Source organism: Reyranella sp. GW821-FHT14A01, from assembly GCF_058803965.1.
The window spans coordinates 120,760-136,284 of the sequence record NZ_JBXAPM010000003.1 but is presented as its reverse complement, the minus strand read 5'-3'; the positions used below and the strand labels follow the sequence as shown (position 1 = coordinate 136,284).

Sequence of the window (15,525 nt, the reverse complement as noted above, 5' to 3'; positions counted from 1 at the left end):
GACAATGGATGCCAAACAGGTTCTCGCGCTGATCAAGGAAAAGGACGTCAAGTTCGTTGACTTCCGCTTCACCGATCCTCGCGGCAAGTGGCAGCACACGGCCCGCATGGCGTCCGCCACCGACGAAGGCACCTTCGAGGACGGCGTGATGTTCGACGGCTCCTCGATCGCCGGCTGGAAGGCGATCAACGAGTCCGACATGATCCTGATGCCGGATCCCTCGACCGCCGTGCTCGACCCCTTCTCGGCCCAGACCACGCTGATCGTGAACTGCGACGTCGTCGAGCCCTCGACCGGCCAGCTCTACGCGCGCTGCCCGCGCTCGACCGCCAAGCGCGCCGAAGCCTTCATGAAGTCGTCGGGCATCGGCGACACCGCCGTGTTCGGCCCCGAGCTCGAGTTCTTCGTGTTCGACGACGTCCGCTATGACGTCCAGATGCAGGGCAGCTTCTACAGCATCTCCTCGAACGAATCGCCGTGGAACACCGGCATCGCCGTCGAGGGTGGCAACCTGGCCCATCGTCCGGGCGTCAAGGGCGGCTATTTCCCGGTGCAGCCGGTCGACACGCACAACGACCTGCGCGCCGAGATGATGTCGGTCTGCACCGACATGGGCATCGTCATGGAAATCCACCATCACGAGGTGGCCCCGGCCCAGAACGAACTCGGCTTCCGCTTCGACACGCTCGTGAAGACCGCCGACAACGTGCAGAAGTACAAGTACACGCTGCACAACGTCGCCCACAGCTACGGCAAGTCGCTGACCTTCATGCCGAAGCCGCTCTATGGCGACAATGGCTCGGGCATGCACACCCATCAGTCGATCTGGAAGGACGGCAAGCCGCTGTTCGCGGGTTCGGGCTATGCCGACCTGTCGGAGACGGCGCTGTACTACATCGGCGGCATCATCAAGCACGCCAAGGCGCTGAACGCCTTCACCAACGCCAGCACCAACTCCTACAAGCGCGTCATCCCGGGCTTCGAGGCGCCCGTGCTGCTGGCCTACTCGTCGCGCAACCGCTCGGCCTCGTGCCGCATCCCCTACGCGTCCTCGCCGAAGGGCAAGCGCGTCGAGGTCCGCTTCCCCGACCCGTCGGCCAACCCGTACCTCGCCTTCGCGGCGATGCTGATGGCCGGCATCGACGGCATCAACAACAAGATCCATCCGGGCGACCCGATGGACAAGAACCTGTACGACCTGCCGCCGGAAGAACTTTCCAAGGTTCCGACCGTCGCCGGCTCGCTGCGCGAGGCCCTCAACGCCCTCGACGCCGATCGCTCGTTCCTCACCAAGGGCGGCGTGTTCACCGACGACCAGATCGACGCCTACATGGAACTCAAGTGGGAAGAGGTCTACAACTGGGAACACCAGCCGGCCCCGATCGAATACAAGATGTACTACTCGATCTGATCTTCTCCGAGCTTTCGGATCACGGAAGGGCCCGCTGTTGCGGGCCCTTCTTTTTTTGTTAGAGGATGCGCCGCGAAACCTCTGAGGGAACTGACATGGGCTGGATGGACGAAGCGATGGAGACACTGCGGCCCTGGATCGGGCGGGTGCGCACGGTCGAGGACGATATCGGCATGATGGCCGTCCGCCGCGTCGCCGCGACCTTCGATGTCGATCCCGACAGCATCAAGCGCGGCCAGGAACTGCCGCCGCACTGGTTCACCGTCTTCTTCGCCGAGATCGTCCGCCAGGGCGAACTCGGCCCCGACGGCCATCCCAACAAGGGCATCGTCCTGCCGCCGATCCCGATGCCGCGCCGCATGGGCGCCGGCCGCCGCGTGCAGATCACGGGCCTGCTGAAAGCCGGCGAACCGGCGATCAAGAAGGCCGAGGTCGCCGACATCATTCCGAAGACGGGCCGCTCGGGCGACATCTTCGTGCTGACGATGCGCCACACGATCGAACAGGGCGGCAAGACCATCGCCACCGACACGTTCGACGCGATCTACCGTCCCGCCGTGCCGCCGGGTCAGAAGACCACCGCCACGGTGGCCGCGCAGGCGCGCAAGGACCAGGCCTGGACCGAGACGACGCAGCTCACCAACACGCTCAATTTCCGCTACGGCGGCATCACCTGGAACGCGCACCGCATCCACTATGACGGCGACTACACGCGCAGCGAGGAAGGCTATCCGGCGATCGTCTCCAACGGCGGCCTGTCGATGCACCTCATGGTCGACGCCGCACTGAAGCATGCCAAGGGCAACCTGACCGGCTACACCGCCCGCCTCGTCCATCCGCTCTGGGTCGGCGACCTCATCGAGGTGCGCGGCGAGGAGCAGAAAGACGGCAAGCTGAAGCTCTGGGCCGCCGACAAGAACGGCGTGCTCTGCGGCGAGATGGACCTGGAGTTCGCGGCGTGAGCGGAGGTCCCCTCTCCGGCGTGACCGTCGTCGACATGACGACGGTGGTCGTCGGTCCGATCTGCACGCGCACCCTGGCCGACTACGGCGCCGAGGTCATCAAGGTCGAGGCGCCGGGCGGCGATCTCCTGCGCACCATGGCGCAGGGCAGCCGCAATCCCGGCATGTCGGGCAAGTTCATCAACTTCAACCGCAACAAGCGGTCGATCGTACTCGACATCAAGAAGCCGGACGGGCTGGCGGCGCTCCATCGCCTCATCGAAAAGGCCGACGTGTTCGTGAGCAACGTACGGCCCGAGGGATTGGCCCGTGCGGGTCTCGATCATGCGAGCTTGGCGGCGAAGAATCCGAAGCTGATCCACTGTTCGATCCTCGCCTTCGGTCGCGGCGGCCGTTACTACAATCGCCCCGCCTACGATCCCATCGTGCAGAGCCTGTCCGGCGTCGCCGGCACGCTGGAGCGCGCCACCGGCGAGCCGCGCTTCGTGCCGATGGTTATGAGCGACCACACGACCGGGCTCATCGCCGCCCAGTGCATCGGCTTCGCCCTCTATCGGCGCGAGAAGACGGGCCGCGGCGAGGCGATCGACGTGCCCATGCTCGAGAACATGGCGTCCTTCGTCTCCAGCGAGCATCTCGGCGCCGCGACCTTCGATCCGCCGGTCGGCCCGAGCGGCGACAATCGCCTGCTGAGCCCGGACTACCGGCCGCTGCCGACCAGGGACGGCTACATCACGGTCGGTCCTAATACCAACCAGCAGGCCTTTGCCTTCTTCGACGCGATCGGCCGGCCCGAACTCAAGACCGATCCGCGCTTCGACAGCGCCGCCTCGCGCACGAAGAATGCTGCCGAGTACTTCATCGTCCGCAAGGATGGCCTTGCGCAGAAGACGACGGCGGAATGGCTGGTCATCTTCGACAAGCTCGACGTGCCGGCCGCGCGCTACAACACGATCGACGACCTGCTGACCGACCCGCATCTCGGCGACGTCGGCTTCTTTCAGCCCGAGGATCATCCCAGCGAAGGGCGCATCCGCCGCTCCAGGCGGGCGAACAAGTTCTCGGGCGGCGAGCGCGAAGTGGAAACGCATGCGCCGACGCTCGGCGAGCATACGAACGCCGTCCTTGCCGGTGCCGGATACAGCGACGCGGAGATCGATGCGCTTCGCAAGTCAGGCGCGGTGCGTTAGCCGAAGCGGCAGGCCGTGACCCGCTTCGGCGTCACGGAAAGAACCTCGCCGGCCGGCGGCCCACCGCCTGCCTCGCCGACGGGCAGCAGCTTCACGCGCCGCTGTTCGCCGGGCAGCAGATGGAAGCCCTCGTACTGGGGGTAATGATGTGACGCTTCGATCTGGATGCAGGGAGCAAAGCTCTCCGCCTGGATTGCGACAGCCCAACCTGCCCCGTCCCGTTCCAGCTTTGCCGACAGGCCCGGATCGTGCGCCATCGCGGCTCGCCCCAGCGGGAAGTGCGCGGCTTCGCTGAAACGCACGCCCGTCGTGGCGTCGTCGAGGGTCACGACCGCAACGTCGAGCGGCGGCGGGCCGAAGCGGTAGGCATAGGTGATGTCGAAGAACGAGCCGACGATCTCGGCCGAGGTCATCGTTCGGGCGCTGCGGGGCGGCATCTCGACCTCGCACTCCCGTCGCATCACGACCACGTCGCCCGTCTGCAGGCAGAGCAATGAGAGTTTCGCCGATACCGGCGCGGCGGTTTCGTTGATCAGGTGAACGCCAAGGCCGTTCAAACCCTCGTCGGTTAGTGCGACCTGTATCGGTCGAAAGGCGCGGCGCAGTCCGTGCCAGGCGAGCTTGGGGATCCCCTCGGACTCGATCACGCCCCAGCCCGGTCCCGGGCTCAGGTCTTTCAGCATCCAAACCAGTGCGCCGGCGCAGCGCGATGCCGGGCGCCGCCATTCGGTGATGACGGTTTCCATCACATCCGCCGACAGCGCGCGTGACAGCCTGAGATAGTGAACCGGATCTTCGGCCTGCAGCGTCGCGGCCTCGACACCGTAGAGCTGTCCCAGATAGTGATCGCGCACCGTGCCGAAATCCCAGTCGGCGCCGCGGTCGCGCGGAACGATATCCGAAGCTCGGGAAGGCGCTACCGAGGAAGGCGTGTTCGCGAAGGCGAGGCATTCGGCGGCGAACCGGACATCGGCCCGTCGTGCATCCTCGAGAGGCCGCCTGTAGGCACCGACGCCATAGTAATGCGACACGCCCGTATCGGCTTGGAAAGGCAAGTCTCCACCCCAGGGCGATTGCGCGATGAAGACGACGTTCGGGCAACGGGCCTTGGCGATGCCTGGCAGAATCTCGTCGAAGAGCGGACTGCTCCACAGTGACGGCGGCAAGCCGAGCATGGATGCCTGCTGGGCAATCTCGCTGCCACCGCACAGGACGGCAAGCGACGGATGCGGCTGCGCTCGCGCCAGGAACTGATCGGCTTCCTGCTCCACACTTGCGCGGAAGGCGGCGTCGGCGATCGGATAATCCATGCTGGCGAACATGAAATCGTGCCAGACGAGGATGCCGAGCTCGTCGCACAGGGCGAAGAAATCGTCGCTCTCGTAGACCATCGTCCCGCCGACGCGGATCATATTCATGTGCGCATCGCGCGCCTGAAGCAGCCATGGCTCCAACGTCTCGCGATCGCCTCCCAGGGTGACGAGGTCCGCGGTGCTCCAGCAGGCCCCGCGGGCGAAGATCGCCTCACCGTTGACGCGAAGCGCGAAGCCCCGACCGTCGCTGCCTCGGTCGATATCGATCGTCCGGAAGCCAACCTGGCCGAGATCGATCCCGACATCGCCGATGGCGACGCGAACACGATGAAGCGAGGGTGTGCCACGCGTGTGCGGCCACCACTTCTCGACGTCCGGGAGGCGCATCCGGCCCTGAAGCCGCCCCTCGCCGGCCCATTCGAGCGGTGCATCGATGCCGGCAACGGTCAGCCGGGCCTCCGGTCGCGCGCCATCGCAATCGACGTCGAGCGACACGTCGAGCAGGCCGTCGTCACGATCGAGCGTGGAGCGAATCCGTTTCGCCGTCACGCGCGGCGCACCCGTTCGCTCGACCAGCTCGATGGCGCGCCACGGTCCCACGGCATGCACGGGCGGCTGCCAGCCGGTCATGTGGCCCAGCAGCGTCGTGCGGACCTGGCGCAGAGCGTTGTTCTCCACCAGCATGGTGCGCCATCGCGCTCTGCCCTTGCGCCGCGCGAGTTCGGCGTCCAGCGAACGGAAAACGATGGCGAGTTCGTTGTCGCCAGCCAGGTCGACCTCGACCTCGTGAGCGAGGAACATGTTGTCGGATAGGAGGATCGACCGGCCATTCAGCCAGACCTCCGCCAGGGTCGCGAGGCCGTGGAAGCGCAGCGACCGGCGCCCGATCCCGCTGAAGCGGGTGCGATACCAGATATCCTGGTCGTGCAGCGGCGCCGGTTTCTCCAAGGTCCAGCGGCCCGCATTGCGCAGGGCCTGGGCCGCCGTGCCCGGCACCGGAGCGGCGATCCACTCCAGCGACGAAGGCAGGTCCGCCGGCATTTGCACCAACCCGGGTGTCGTACAGGCGAGTTGCCAGCCCTCCATCAGTCGAACCGCGCCTCGAGTACGGCGAAGATGAGGTCGTAATCATCCGCGAGCGGCTGCAGCCCGACGGCCTCCGCATCGAACTTCCGGCGATGGGCCATGCGTGCGAGCTGGAACTGTACGGCCTTGGCGGCTTCGGCAATACGCCGACTCGCCGCCGCGGCCTCGGCCAGACCACCGATTCCGTTTGTACCGAGCCACTGGAGATAGGTGCCGAGCATCTCGAAATTGGCGCCGAGTTGGCGCGGCAGGTTAAAGGCGTAAAGGTGGAAATAGGCCATGTCGCGGGTGGCCAATCGGTCGAGATGCGACGGCAGCGCCGCCTGCCATGCCTTCACCGGATTGGCGCGCGGGCGACGCTTCAGATGGCCGCGCAGGAGCGCGAGCGATGCGTCGACAAGCGCCGCGCCATCGAGCGCCCTGCCGTCGCGCTTCACGAACTCGGCATAGGGAAACAGGACCGTCGGCTTGCGGAACAGGCCGTCATAATTCTCGCCTGCCAGTTCGTAGTATCCGGTGCCGTGGAAGTATCCGAGGTGCCGCTTTCCCGGATCGAGCGCGATCACCGCCACGCTCGTCTTCACATGCCCCTTGCGATAGGCCTCGCCCGCGTCGGGGAGCCAGAAGGCATCGACCTCGACCAGCACCGGGCGGCCGCGGCGGAGCTGCGCCATCGCCTGGGCCTCGACCGATTCGTAGATGGCCAGTTCCTGCACGGAGAGGCCGAACAGGGTCTGCATATCTTCCAGGGGAAACTTGAAGAAGGTGAACTGGTCGCCCTCGAAGTCCTGCAGCACCGTAAAGGACAGCGCGGCCTCGACCGGATGGCCGAGCGCCGGCAGCAATTCGACCCAAACGTCGATATAGCAGTTGGTCTCGGGCCAGATCCGGTCGCCGCCATGGAGCGCGCTCGGCCGCCAGGTCGCGGGATCGAGGCCGAGAAGATCGACCGCGTCAGAGTCCGAGGACATCGCGCACGCTATTCGGCCAATCCGCGACCGCGAAGCCATGGTGACGAAACAAAGCGAGCGTCAGGCGCTCGACGCCGAAGCCGACACAGGCCGTGTGCGCCCTATCTCCTGTCGCCGTCTCGATGGTCCACGCACGGCCGAACAGGTCGCGATGGTCGTTGAAGCTGACACAGGCCGTCGGCGGACCCTCCGCCACGATCGGCACCAGAAGCTCGAACTTGAGATTCGCCTCGCGTTGGCTGGAGGCAAGGAGCCTGCCCGCCCTGCCGAAGAAAGGATCGTTCGCCACCTCGATTTCTCCCGGCAGCCCGAACGACTCCATGAGGGCACGCGCCCGCTCGAGCCACAGCATGCGGAACGAGGCGACCTGCTGCGGCGTGCCGATGCGGACATGCTCGCGCTGTCGGAACATCTGCAGGCGCGCCGGATCGATGGACGGCTCGTGGCGGAAGCACCAGGTGTAGACGTCGACCAGGGCGCCCTCGGCGGGAAGCCGTCCCCGCGCGGCAATCGCGGGATAGACGCCGTAGCAGGCCGCCGGTGTGAGCGCGACATCGGTCGGCCGCTGGGCCTCCGTCCAGTCCTCGCCTTTCGACAGCCTGTCCAGGAGCACCGCGTGATCGCGGTCGGTGCCCGAGAAGCTTGCCACGGTGCCGGCCAGATGCGGAAAATTCCCGACATAGCCGCTCTTCTCGAGCTGCAGGCGGCCGATACCTGGCGGGAACCGCATGATCTCGGGCCCGTCCGGATCGCCGACGGCGCCGATCGCGGCGTTCAGGCGCTCCACGACATGCTCGAAGGTCCTACCCCGCCCAAACAGCCCGTCGACCCCCATGGAGATCAGCAGACCATGGGCCAGCAACTCATCCCGGAAGGCCCTGTAGGCAACGGAGACGGGGTCCGTCATGCCAGAAGCTCCGGTTCGTCCCGCAGCGCCAGCGACAGGTTGGCATTGTTCGCGGCGATGCGGTCGTTGCTCACCATGACGATCGACGAATGCACATCGCGCAGATGGCGGCTCACGCTGTGGGCCGAATCGTTGCGGTACCCCGCGAGACCGCAGATCTGCAGCGCGTGTCCGACGATCTTCACCGCCGCCTGCGAGCTTGCGATCTTGAGATTGTTCATCGCGACGGCGAACGGCAGCGCCGACAGAATGTCATCCGACCCGAGGGCCGCTTCGTATCGACGGAGACAGGTCACGAGATCGTTCTTCATGGATTGCAAGTCAACCAGCGCTTCCGCCAACCTCGCTGCACCGAGCGGCGTCACGCCCGGCTTCCTTTTGGCTTCCGCGCGCACGAAAGCCCGCGCACGCGCCAGCGCATCGGTGGCAATACCAAGCCACAGGGAGCTCCACACGAGATGCGAGGTCGGCAGCATCGTTTGCGCCGACACATCGGCGTAGGGCGCCGGGATCACTTGGGCCCTCTCGCCTTCCGCCGTCAGGCGATAGCCCCTGGAGCAGGTGCCGCGCATGCCCAGCGTGTCCCAGGTCTCCTGCGGCTGCAGTTCGACGCCAGCCCGCGGCACCACGACGATCACCTGATCCGACGCCGGCGCCTGCAGCGTGCGGCGCGCCGTCACCAGGATCGCATCGCTGTCCTCGCCATACGAGATCACGGGCGCCTGCTTGATCAGCGTGAAGCGCCCCCGCGTCTCGTCCAGCGCGCAGAGGCTCGACCGGACGTCGCCGCCGGTGCCCGCTTCCGACGTCGCCGACGCGAGAAGCAGTTGCTCGCCGGCCAGCCGCTTCAGGAAAGCGTGCTGCCAGGGATTGTCACCGGCATGGCGGACGATGCACGCGACCTGGATCTGGTGCATCGCGTAGATCATGGCCGTGGAGGCGCAGTGCTGCCCGAGTTCGTGGCAGATCGACACGACCTCGGCGATCCCGGCGCCGGGCCCTCCGTCGCTCTTGGGCACCTGGATGCCGAGCAGCTTGCGGTCCTTCAGCGCCGCCAGGGCTTCGACCGGAAAACGGGCCCGCAGATCGACGTCGTCGGCATGCCGGGCGGCGATTTCGATTCCCACCGCGCGCGCCGCGGCGAGCCGCGGGCTCATGCCGCCTCGTCTCGCACACCGATCTCGGCAAGCGCCCCGGCGATGGCTTCGATACTGGAAAAGGTTTTTCGACGCAGCAGCCGGTCGGGAAACTCGATGTCGAAAGCCTCCTCGAGGGCCAGCATGAGGTTTACGGTGGCGTGCGAGGTCAGCCCGGCCGCATGGAGGTCGGCATCGTCCCGGAGGCTCTCGATCCCTTTTTGCAGGGATCCGGCAGTTTTCAGGACCAATCTCACGCGAACCTTCAGCGGCGAGGACACCGACAACTCCCACCTTTTCGAATCGAAAATTCGCAAGCAATTCCTGCGGTTTAGGATATTCTTGCCTTGGGGAAAAATCAATTTGCAGGCACTTCGGGGTTTGGTGGGACTTACCCGGAAGTTGCGCGTGGGCTGTAAAGGGAAGGTATGACGCCGATTGCGGTTAACGACTGCTTCGGATGGCTACACACGCCTGTCGATGCTCGTCGCAGTGACGTTGCAGTTCTGATCTGCCCCGGCTTGCTCGGGGACGAGCTGGTGGCCTATTGCGCCCTCCGGGTGCTTGCCGACGAACTGGCACGGGCCGGCTACTGGACCGTTCGCCTGGCGTATCCCGGCACCGGCGATTCCTGCGACCAGCCCGTCGAGCGTGCGGGCGGCCATTGGATGGCCTGGCGGGAGAGCGTCGACGCGGCGGCCGACTGGCTGAAGTCGAAGAGCGGCGCGCGGAAACTCGTGATCTGCGGCATGCGCGTCGGCGCCATGCTGGCGACACTGACGGCCTCACGCCGCGATGACATCGCCGGCCTCCTGTTCTTCGAACCGACGGTGAGCGGACGTTCCTACATCCGTGAACTGACGCTCGATGCCGAGCTGCATGGCGGTCACGTCCTGCCGTCGGGCGGGATCGAGGTCGGTGAGTTCAGCTTCAACAGCGCCACGATCGAACAGATCTCCGCCACCGACCTTCGCAGAACGCCCCCGGCCGCCGGTCACAAAGTGGCGGTGTTCGCGCGCGCGGAAACCAGGCTGATCGAAGAGTGCCTGGAAACCTGGCGACGCGCCGATGTCGAGGTGACGACAGGCGGCTGGAGCAACGATCTCGATTCCCTGGTCGGACATCCCACTTTCGATGCCGTGCAGCTCCCCTCCTTTCGGGACGTGATCGACTGGGTGACCGGGGCTTTCCCCGCCTTGCCGGTATCCACGGCAAGGCTTCAGCCACCACCCGCCATACCGGTCACGGCCAGGCTGCGGCCGGGCGGCTGCCTGGAGACGACCCTGCGTTTCGGTTCGCGCCAGCGCCTGTTCGGCATCGTCTGCGATCCGGAGAGCGGGCCTTCCAGGGACATCGTGATCATCGTCAATGGCGGGCGGGATCCGCGCTATGGCGCGGCCCGGCAGGGCGTCGAATTCGCACGCCGCCTCGCCCGCTCCGGTTTCTCCACCTTCAGGGCCGATTTCGCCGGCCTGGGGGACAGTCTCGGCTCACGCAGCCGGGAAAACATCATCAGCCATGCCTTCGCGGACCGCACGTCCGACATTCGCGCGATGATCGACGTGCTCCATGCCCGCGGGTTCCGCAAATTCACCGTCCAGGGCATCTGCTCGGGCGCCTATCATGCCTTCCACGCGGCGCTGGTCGAGCGCCGGATCGGCGCCCTGATGCTGGTCAATCAGCCGCTCTTCTCCCTGCCGAGCCGGCCGAACGAGATCACCTACCTGCACCACCGCCAGCGGACGCCCCTGTTCTATCTCCGCAAGGTGGCGAGTCCGCAGAGCTGGAGCACCCTGCTTCATGGGCGGGTCAATATTCGCAGGACGCTGCATTCGCTCTGGGTCCGCGGCCTGCGCTCCCTGCGGCTGGGAACCCGCCGCCTGGGTCGGGTCCTTGGCCTCATCCGCAAGATGTCTTTCGCCCAGTCGGCCCTTTCGGATCTTTCCGCGCGCGGCGTCAGGACGCTGTTCCTGTTCTCGCCGGCGAAGGTGGACCTCGAAATGTTCCGGCGCGAGTTCACCCTGGAGCCCGACGCGCTGGCGCACTATCGCGGTGCCGAAATACGCGTTGTGCCGCGAATGGACCACGCGCTGATTTCTTCCGAAAGTCGCCACGATGCGGCGGTCGAGATGATGGATTTTCTCGCCAAGCTGCGCCGCTAGAGAGCGGCCGCAATCAACCGTGCGGCCAGGGCATTGGCCCTGTCGTTGAAGTGCCATTCGGTGAAGAAGGCTTCGGGATCCTGTGCGACTCCGGCCTTCTCGAAGGCTTCCCGGGTATCGAGCGTTTTGAGACCCGCCTTGTTTGCACAGTCGAGGACGGCGGCAACACGCCGGTCCTGCATCTTTCCATTGCCCGGCCAGGCCCAGTCCTCGTAGCGGCGAAACGCGACGACCAATGCGTCGACTTTCTCGCGCCGCACCAGAGCCGCGAACCGGTCCATCAGCCGGCACGAAACGAGATCGCTGTCCTCCCCTGTTTCGACGGCGTCGCCATGCCAGAGTTCATAGGCGCCCACCCGGTTCATGAAGAAGTGAAGCAGATAGGAATGGCCGAGCACGCGGCGCACCAGCGTATCGGGACCGGCAACCGGCGTGGTCGGCACCGGCACGTTGCGCAGCTCGAGCCCTGTGCCGGCCGTCCCGAAATAGGGCTTGTGCCGCATGTTGTGGACCGAGCGCCCGGCGCGGTCGATATCGGAAGCGATGAAGGCAAGCACGACGGCGCCGGGTTTCACGATGGGGATCAGGCGCTCCGCCTTGAGGACCATCTGATCCAGCCCATAATCGCGCACGCCGGCGGCCAGAACGCGACGACCGGTGTCGCGTTCGAGATGGGCGGGCCAGCTCTCGTCGTCCGCCACCGCGTAGCCTTCGGTATAGGAATCGCCTATCGCAAGCATGGTCGGGCCGCTGCCGGCTCTGACGCCGGATGCATGGTTGCGCAGGCCGTCGGCCGAGATCGAGATCGGCTTGCCGGCCAGAAGACCGGAGGCGCCGGGCCGCAGGTCCCAGCCCAGCTCGCGGTCGTAGCGAAGCTGCGGCCGTTCCGATTCGTCCGACTGCAGGTCGAGGTGGATGAAGTTCGGAAAGTGCCAGAGAAGGTCGGCCGACGTGCGCCACCGCAGCGCCATCTCCGCCGCCAGCAGGCAAATCATGACCGTGAAGAAGGCGAGCACCAGACCGCCCGCCAGCGAGGGCCGGCGCGACGGAGCCGGCAGGTTCATCAGTAGGGCCGGTCGCCCTCGATCAGCACGCGGTGCATGATCCGCTTCTCGCCCATCGGATAGTCGATGACGACACGATGCATCGTGGCACGATTGTCCCAGACCACGATGTCGCCGGCGGTCCAGACATGGCCGTGATGATGCTGCGGCTTGCGCGCCTCGTCGGCCAGCTCGTCGAGCAGCGCATCGCTTTCGGCGCGCTCCAGCCCGACGATGCGGTCCAGCCGGTTGGGATTGAGATAGAGCGACTTGCGGCCCGTTTCGGGATGCGTGCGCACCAGCGGATGCTCGACATCCGGCGTTTCGGCGATCTCCTCCGGCGTGCGTGCCGACGGCCGGTTGCGGGCGCGCACCGTGTCGTAGCCGTGGATCGCCTTCATGCCGACGATGCGCTTGCGCGTCGCCTCGGGGAGCGCCTCGAACACCGAATGCATGTTGCAGAACCAAGTCGCGCCGCCATGGCTCGGGATCTCGATACTGTGCAGCAAGGTCGCCTTGGCCGGCACCGCGAAGTACGAATCGTCGGTATGCCAGTCCTCGGCGCGGATGGCCGTCTTGTCGGTCGTGCCGTCGGCCATCAACGTGCTCACCATGACCGACACGTCGGGCACGGCGCCGCTGCGCTTGTAGCGCAGCAATTGCCTCTGCGGTTCACCGAAGGCCTTCGAGAAATCGCGCGTCTCTTCTGGCGTCATGGGCTTACCGGGAATGACGACCAGCAGATGCTCGGCAAGGGCGCGGCCGAGCAACGCTGCTGTCTCGGGTTCGGCGGCGCGAGCCCGGTCCACGCCCTCGATGCGGGCGCCCAACGGTGCTTTCAGGGGGATGATTTCGGTCATGGCCCAAAGCCTAGCCCAAGAGGGCGCAGCACTCAGCCTCAAAAGTCACGAGCCGAGGAGCGAAAGGCCGCCCTACTCTGCCTTGAAGTTCAATTCCTTGGTGAGCTTGCCGAAGCGCTGATAGTCGCCCTGGAGCAGCTTGCCGAGGTCCGCCGCGCTGCCGCCGACAGGCCGCATCGCCGCTCCCTCGTAGGTCGCGCGCAGCCGGGCATCAGCCAGCGCCGTATTCACCTCGGCATTGAGTCGGGCCAGGATCGTGGGCGGCACCTTCGCCGGCGCCAGCAGGGCCATCCACTGGTCGACGACGACGTCGTAACCCAGCTCCCGCAGCGTCGGCACATCGGGCAGTGCAGGCGACCTCTCCGCCGTGGTCACCGCGAGGATCCGGAGCCTGCCCGTCTTCTGATGGGGGATCAGCGGCGCGATCCCGAGGACCGCGAGCTGGACCTGGCCCGCAAGAAGATCGTTCACCGCCTGGCCGCCGCCGCGATACGGCACATGCAGCATCTTGAGGCCCGAGACACGCGCGAACCATTCGCCGGCGAAGTTCTGCGACGAGCCGATCCCGGACGTGGCGTAGCCGATGGCGTCGCGCTTCGTACGGCCGAGTTCGACGAGCTGCTGCAGCGTGGTCACGCCGAGCGAGGGATGCACGGCGATCACCAGCGGCTGCGACGACAGCTGGGCGATCGGCGCGAAGTCGCGGATCGGGTCGTAGTTCGGCGGCGGCTCGAGATGCGGCTGCAGCCCGAGACTGTCGGTCCCCGCGAGCAGCGTGTAACCGTCGGGCGCCGCCTTGGCCGCGAACTCGTAGCCGATACGGCCAGCCGCCCCCGGCTTGTTGTCGACGACGACGGAGACGCCCAATTGCTGCGACAGCCGGTCCGCCAGCGGCCGTACCGCCGTGTCGGTGGTCCCGCCCGAGGGAAAGGGCACGACGATGCGGATCGGCTTGCTTGGCCAATCCTGCGCCGCCGCTGCGAAGGCCGAAAGCGCTAGGCAGCCGGCAAGGAGCGGAAGGAGCGCGCGTCTCATGCTCACGCCCTCCCACCCGGCACGAAATCGTCCGGCGCACCCGGCGGAATCGGCGGATGGATCTTGAGGCTCGACTGGAACGCCTCGATCAGGCGCCGGATCGGACCACGCACCCAGCCCTCGTCCATGTTCGCGTCGGTCTCCTCCTTGGGATCCTTCACGAGATTGAAGAGATAGGGCGTCTCCAGCTTGATCGGCCCCTCGTTGGGCTCGACCTCCCACATGAGATGCATCTTCCAGTCGCGCCATTTGACGGCCCGGAGTTCGGTCTTGATGTAGTAGGGAAACCCTTCGCGCGCCGACGTCGGCCGCTCGCCCAGGAAGAAATCGAGTTGGTCGATGCCGTCGATGGCACGGTCGGTCGGCAGGCTGGCGCCGCCGAGCTTCGCCAGGGTCGGATAGAGATCGGTGATGTGCAGCACGTCCGTTGAACGGCGCGGCGCGATGCGGCCCGGCCATCGCATAATGAACGGCACGCGGAGCCCGCCTTCCATGGCGGTGTGATAGGTGCCACGCCACGGCCCCGCCGTGCCGCGCCACGGTCGCCGGAACTCCGGGCCGTTGTCACTGCCGAACAACACCAGCGTGTCCTCACGCCGGCCCAGGCGATCGATCGCATCCACGATCTCGCCCACCCGATGGTCCATCTCGGCCATTGCATCGGCAAAGTCGCCGGCGCCGGTGCGGCCGGCGAAGTCCGGATGCGGCAGGGTCGGAAAGTGCAGTTGCGTCAGCGGCACATAGGCGAAGAACGGGCGCCCCGCTTGCGACTGGCGCTGCATGAAGTCGATCGTCCGCCGCGTGAGCTCGCCGTCGATCAGGCGCCGCTGCTCGAGATCGTAGACTGCGAGATCGCGCGTCGGTTCGCCTTTGACGCCTTCCATCACATAGGGCATCGGCACGATCGTGGAATCGAAGCCCGGTGCCGCGGTGAACATGGCCTCGTTCGAGGTGCGCGGAATTCCGTACCATTCGTCGAAGCCGCGATCCTTGGGCAGCCGCCCCTCGCGATCGCCCAGATGCCACTTGCCGAAGCAGGCCGTCGCGTAGCCGGCGTCCTGCAGGAGTTGTCCGATCGTGATCTCCCAGGGGATCAGCCCCTGCGGCAGGCCGGCCGGCACCGACTGCATGGCCCCGGTGCGGATCGGATGGCGGCCCGTCATCAGCGCCGAGCGGGTCGGCACGCAGTCGCTCTCGACATTGAAGTTGAGGCAGGTGAGACCTTCCGCAGCCAGCGCGTCGATCCGCGGCGTCGGTGCGCCGCGCAGGACACCGCCGCCGTAGCAGCCGAGTTCGCCCCATCCGAGATTGTCGGCAAGGATCAGAACGATGTTGGGCGGGCGAACGGTCATGGGTCACACTCCTCCATGCAGATGACCTGCGAAGAGTGACAGCGACCCATGCATGTATAAAATGCAAATCGACGACGGGTTGTTGTGATTTCCGCAA

13 protein-coding genes are annotated in these 15,525 nt (G+C 66.2%); 4 read left to right on the top strand and 9 right to left on the bottom strand.

Annotation, left to right across the window (positions count from 1 at the left end; genetic code table 11):
• The first annotated feature begins 4 nt into the window (after nucleotides 1-4).
• The 3 genes from glnA (at nucleotide 5) to AC1ROX_RS07335 (ending at nucleotide 3,563) form a co-directional block, all read left to right on the top strand.
• A complete protein-coding gene (glnA, locus tag AC1ROX_RS07345; RefSeq protein WP_493110608.1) occupies nucleotides 5-1,411 on the top strand; it encodes a type I glutamate--ammonia ligase in 1,407 nt (468 codons plus the stop codon).
• A 95-nt stretch (nucleotides 1,412-1,506) separates the two neighbouring features.
• Nucleotides 1,507-2,373, top strand: a complete 867-nt coding sequence (locus AC1ROX_RS07340) for an HTD2 family dehydratase (protein WP_493123940.1) — start codon at nucleotides 1,507-1,509, stop codon at nucleotides 2,371-2,373.
• On the top strand, nucleotides 2,370-3,563 hold the full coding sequence (locus AC1ROX_RS07335) for a CaiB/BaiF CoA transferase family protein (RefSeq protein WP_493123938.1): 1,194 nt from the start codon (nucleotides 2,370-2,372) through the stop codon (nucleotides 3,561-3,563). Before AC1ROX_RS07340 ends, AC1ROX_RS07335 begins: the two co-directional genes overlap by 4 nt.
• Here AC1ROX_RS07335 and AC1ROX_RS07330 read toward each other — a convergent pair.
• From AC1ROX_RS07330 to AC1ROX_RS07310, 5 genes are read right to left on the bottom strand one after another with little or no spacing between them, the layout of a single operon-like run.
• Nucleotides 3,560-5,917, bottom strand: a complete 2,358-nt coding sequence (locus AC1ROX_RS07330; protein ID WP_493123936.1) for a glycoside hydrolase family 2 protein — start codon at nucleotides 5,915-5,917, stop codon at nucleotides 3,560-3,562. The two genes, AC1ROX_RS07335 and AC1ROX_RS07330, sit on opposite strands and share 4 nt — an antisense overlap.
• Nucleotides 5,918-5,961: 44 nt before the next feature.
• Nucleotides 5,962-6,933 (bottom strand): DUF1839 family protein, encoded by a 972-nt coding sequence (locus AC1ROX_RS07325; RefSeq protein ID WP_493123934.1) that lies wholly within the window; start codon nucleotides 6,931-6,933, stop codon nucleotides 5,962-5,964.
• Nucleotides 6,917-7,840, bottom strand: coding sequence for an amino acid--[acyl-carrier-protein] ligase (locus tag AC1ROX_RS07320; RefSeq protein ID WP_493123932.1), 924 nt, complete (start codon nucleotides 7,838-7,840; stop codon nucleotides 6,917-6,919). The genes AC1ROX_RS07325 and AC1ROX_RS07320 overlap by 17 nt, the downstream gene beginning before the upstream one ends.
• Nucleotides 7,837-8,997, bottom strand: coding sequence for an acyl-CoA dehydrogenase family protein (locus tag AC1ROX_RS07315; RefSeq protein ID WP_493123930.1), 1,161 nt, complete (start codon nucleotides 8,995-8,997; stop codon nucleotides 7,837-7,839). Before AC1ROX_RS07315 ends, AC1ROX_RS07320 begins: the two co-directional genes overlap by 4 nt.
• Nucleotides 8,994-9,233, bottom strand: coding sequence for an acyl carrier protein (locus AC1ROX_RS07310; RefSeq protein ID WP_493124503.1), 240 nt, complete (start codon nucleotides 9,231-9,233; stop codon nucleotides 8,994-8,996). Before AC1ROX_RS07310 ends, AC1ROX_RS07315 begins: the two co-directional genes overlap by 4 nt.
• A 171-nt stretch (nucleotides 9,234-9,404) precedes the next feature.
• On the opposite strand from AC1ROX_RS07310, the gene AC1ROX_RS07305 reads away from it, so the two are divergent.
• Complete coding sequence (locus tag AC1ROX_RS07305) at nucleotides 9,405-11,138, top strand: serine aminopeptidase domain-containing protein (protein WP_493123928.1); 1,734 nt, start codon at nucleotides 9,405-9,407, stop codon at nucleotides 11,136-11,138.
• On the opposite strand, the gene AC1ROX_RS07300 is transcribed toward AC1ROX_RS07305, so the two are convergent.
• The 4 genes from AC1ROX_RS07300 to AC1ROX_RS07285 all read right to left on the bottom strand — a co-directional run bounded on the left by AC1ROX_RS07300 (nucleotide 11,135) and on the right by AC1ROX_RS07285 (nucleotide 15,428).
• A complete protein-coding gene (locus AC1ROX_RS07300; protein ID WP_493123926.1) occupies nucleotides 11,135-12,202 on the bottom strand; it encodes an SGNH/GDSL hydrolase family protein in 1,068 nt (355 codons plus the stop codon). The two genes, AC1ROX_RS07305 and AC1ROX_RS07300, sit on opposite strands and share 4 nt — an antisense overlap.
• Nucleotides 12,202-13,041 (bottom strand): TauD/TfdA dioxygenase family protein, encoded by an 840-nt coding sequence (locus AC1ROX_RS07295; RefSeq protein ID WP_493123924.1) that lies wholly within the window; start codon nucleotides 13,039-13,041, stop codon nucleotides 12,202-12,204. The genes AC1ROX_RS07300 and AC1ROX_RS07295 overlap by 1 nt, the downstream gene beginning before the upstream one ends.
• Nucleotides 13,042-13,113: 72 nt before the next feature.
• Entirely contained in the window at nucleotides 13,114-14,076 is a 963-nt protein-coding gene (locus AC1ROX_RS07290; protein ID WP_493123922.1) for a Bug family tripartite tricarboxylate transporter substrate binding protein, read from the bottom strand.
• A gap of 2 nt (nucleotides 14,077-14,078) precedes the next feature.
• Complete coding sequence (locus AC1ROX_RS07285) at nucleotides 14,079-15,428, bottom strand: arylsulfatase (RefSeq protein WP_493123920.1); 1,350 nt, start codon at nucleotides 15,426-15,428, stop codon at nucleotides 14,079-14,081.
• Between the last annotated feature and the right edge of the window lie 97 nt (nucleotides 15,429-15,525).

What these genes read in the sequence shown, in the direction of transcription:
- glnA (WP_493110608.1), top strand. Translation starts at nt 5, where the DNA reads ATGGATGCCAAACAGGTTCTCGCGCTGATCAAGGAAAAGGACGTCAAG.
- AC1ROX_RS07340 (WP_493123940.1), top strand. Translation starts at nt 1,507, where the DNA reads ATGGGCTGGATGGACGAAGCGATGGAGACACTGCGGCCCTGGATCGGG.
- AC1ROX_RS07330 (WP_493123936.1), bottom strand. Translation starts at nt 5,917, where the DNA reads ATGCCGGCGGACCTGCCTTCGTCGCTGGAGTGGATCGCCGCTCCGGTG.
- AC1ROX_RS07325 (WP_493123934.1), bottom strand. Translation starts at nt 6,933, where the DNA reads ATGTCCTCGGACTCTGACGCGGTCGATCTTCTCGGCCTCGATCCCGCG.
- AC1ROX_RS07320 (WP_493123932.1), bottom strand. Translation starts at nt 7,840, where the DNA reads ATGACGGACCCCGTCTCCGTTGCCTACAGGGCCTTCCGGGATGAGTTG.
- AC1ROX_RS07315 (WP_493123930.1), bottom strand. Translation starts at nt 8,997, where the DNA reads ATGAGCCCGCGGCTCGCCGCGGCGCGCGCGGTGGGAATCGAAATCGCC.
- AC1ROX_RS07305 (WP_493123928.1), top strand. Translation starts at nt 9,405, where the DNA reads ATGACGCCGATTGCGGTTAACGACTGCTTCGGATGGCTACACACGCCT.
- AC1ROX_RS07300 (WP_493123926.1), bottom strand. Translation starts at nt 12,202, where the DNA reads ATGAACCTGCCGGCTCCGTCGCGCCGGCCCTCGCTGGCGGGCGGTCTG.
- AC1ROX_RS07295 (WP_493123924.1), bottom strand. Translation starts at nt 13,041, where the DNA reads ATGACCGAAATCATCCCCCTGAAAGCACCGTTGGGCGCCCGCATCGAG.
- AC1ROX_RS07290 (WP_493123922.1), bottom strand. Translation starts at nt 14,076, where the DNA reads ATGAGACGCGCGCTCCTTCCGCTCCTTGCCGGCTGCCTAGCGCTTTCG.
- AC1ROX_RS07285 (WP_493123920.1), bottom strand. Translation starts at nt 15,428, where the DNA reads ATGACCGTTCGCCCGCCCAACATCGTTCTGATCCTTGCCGACAATCTC.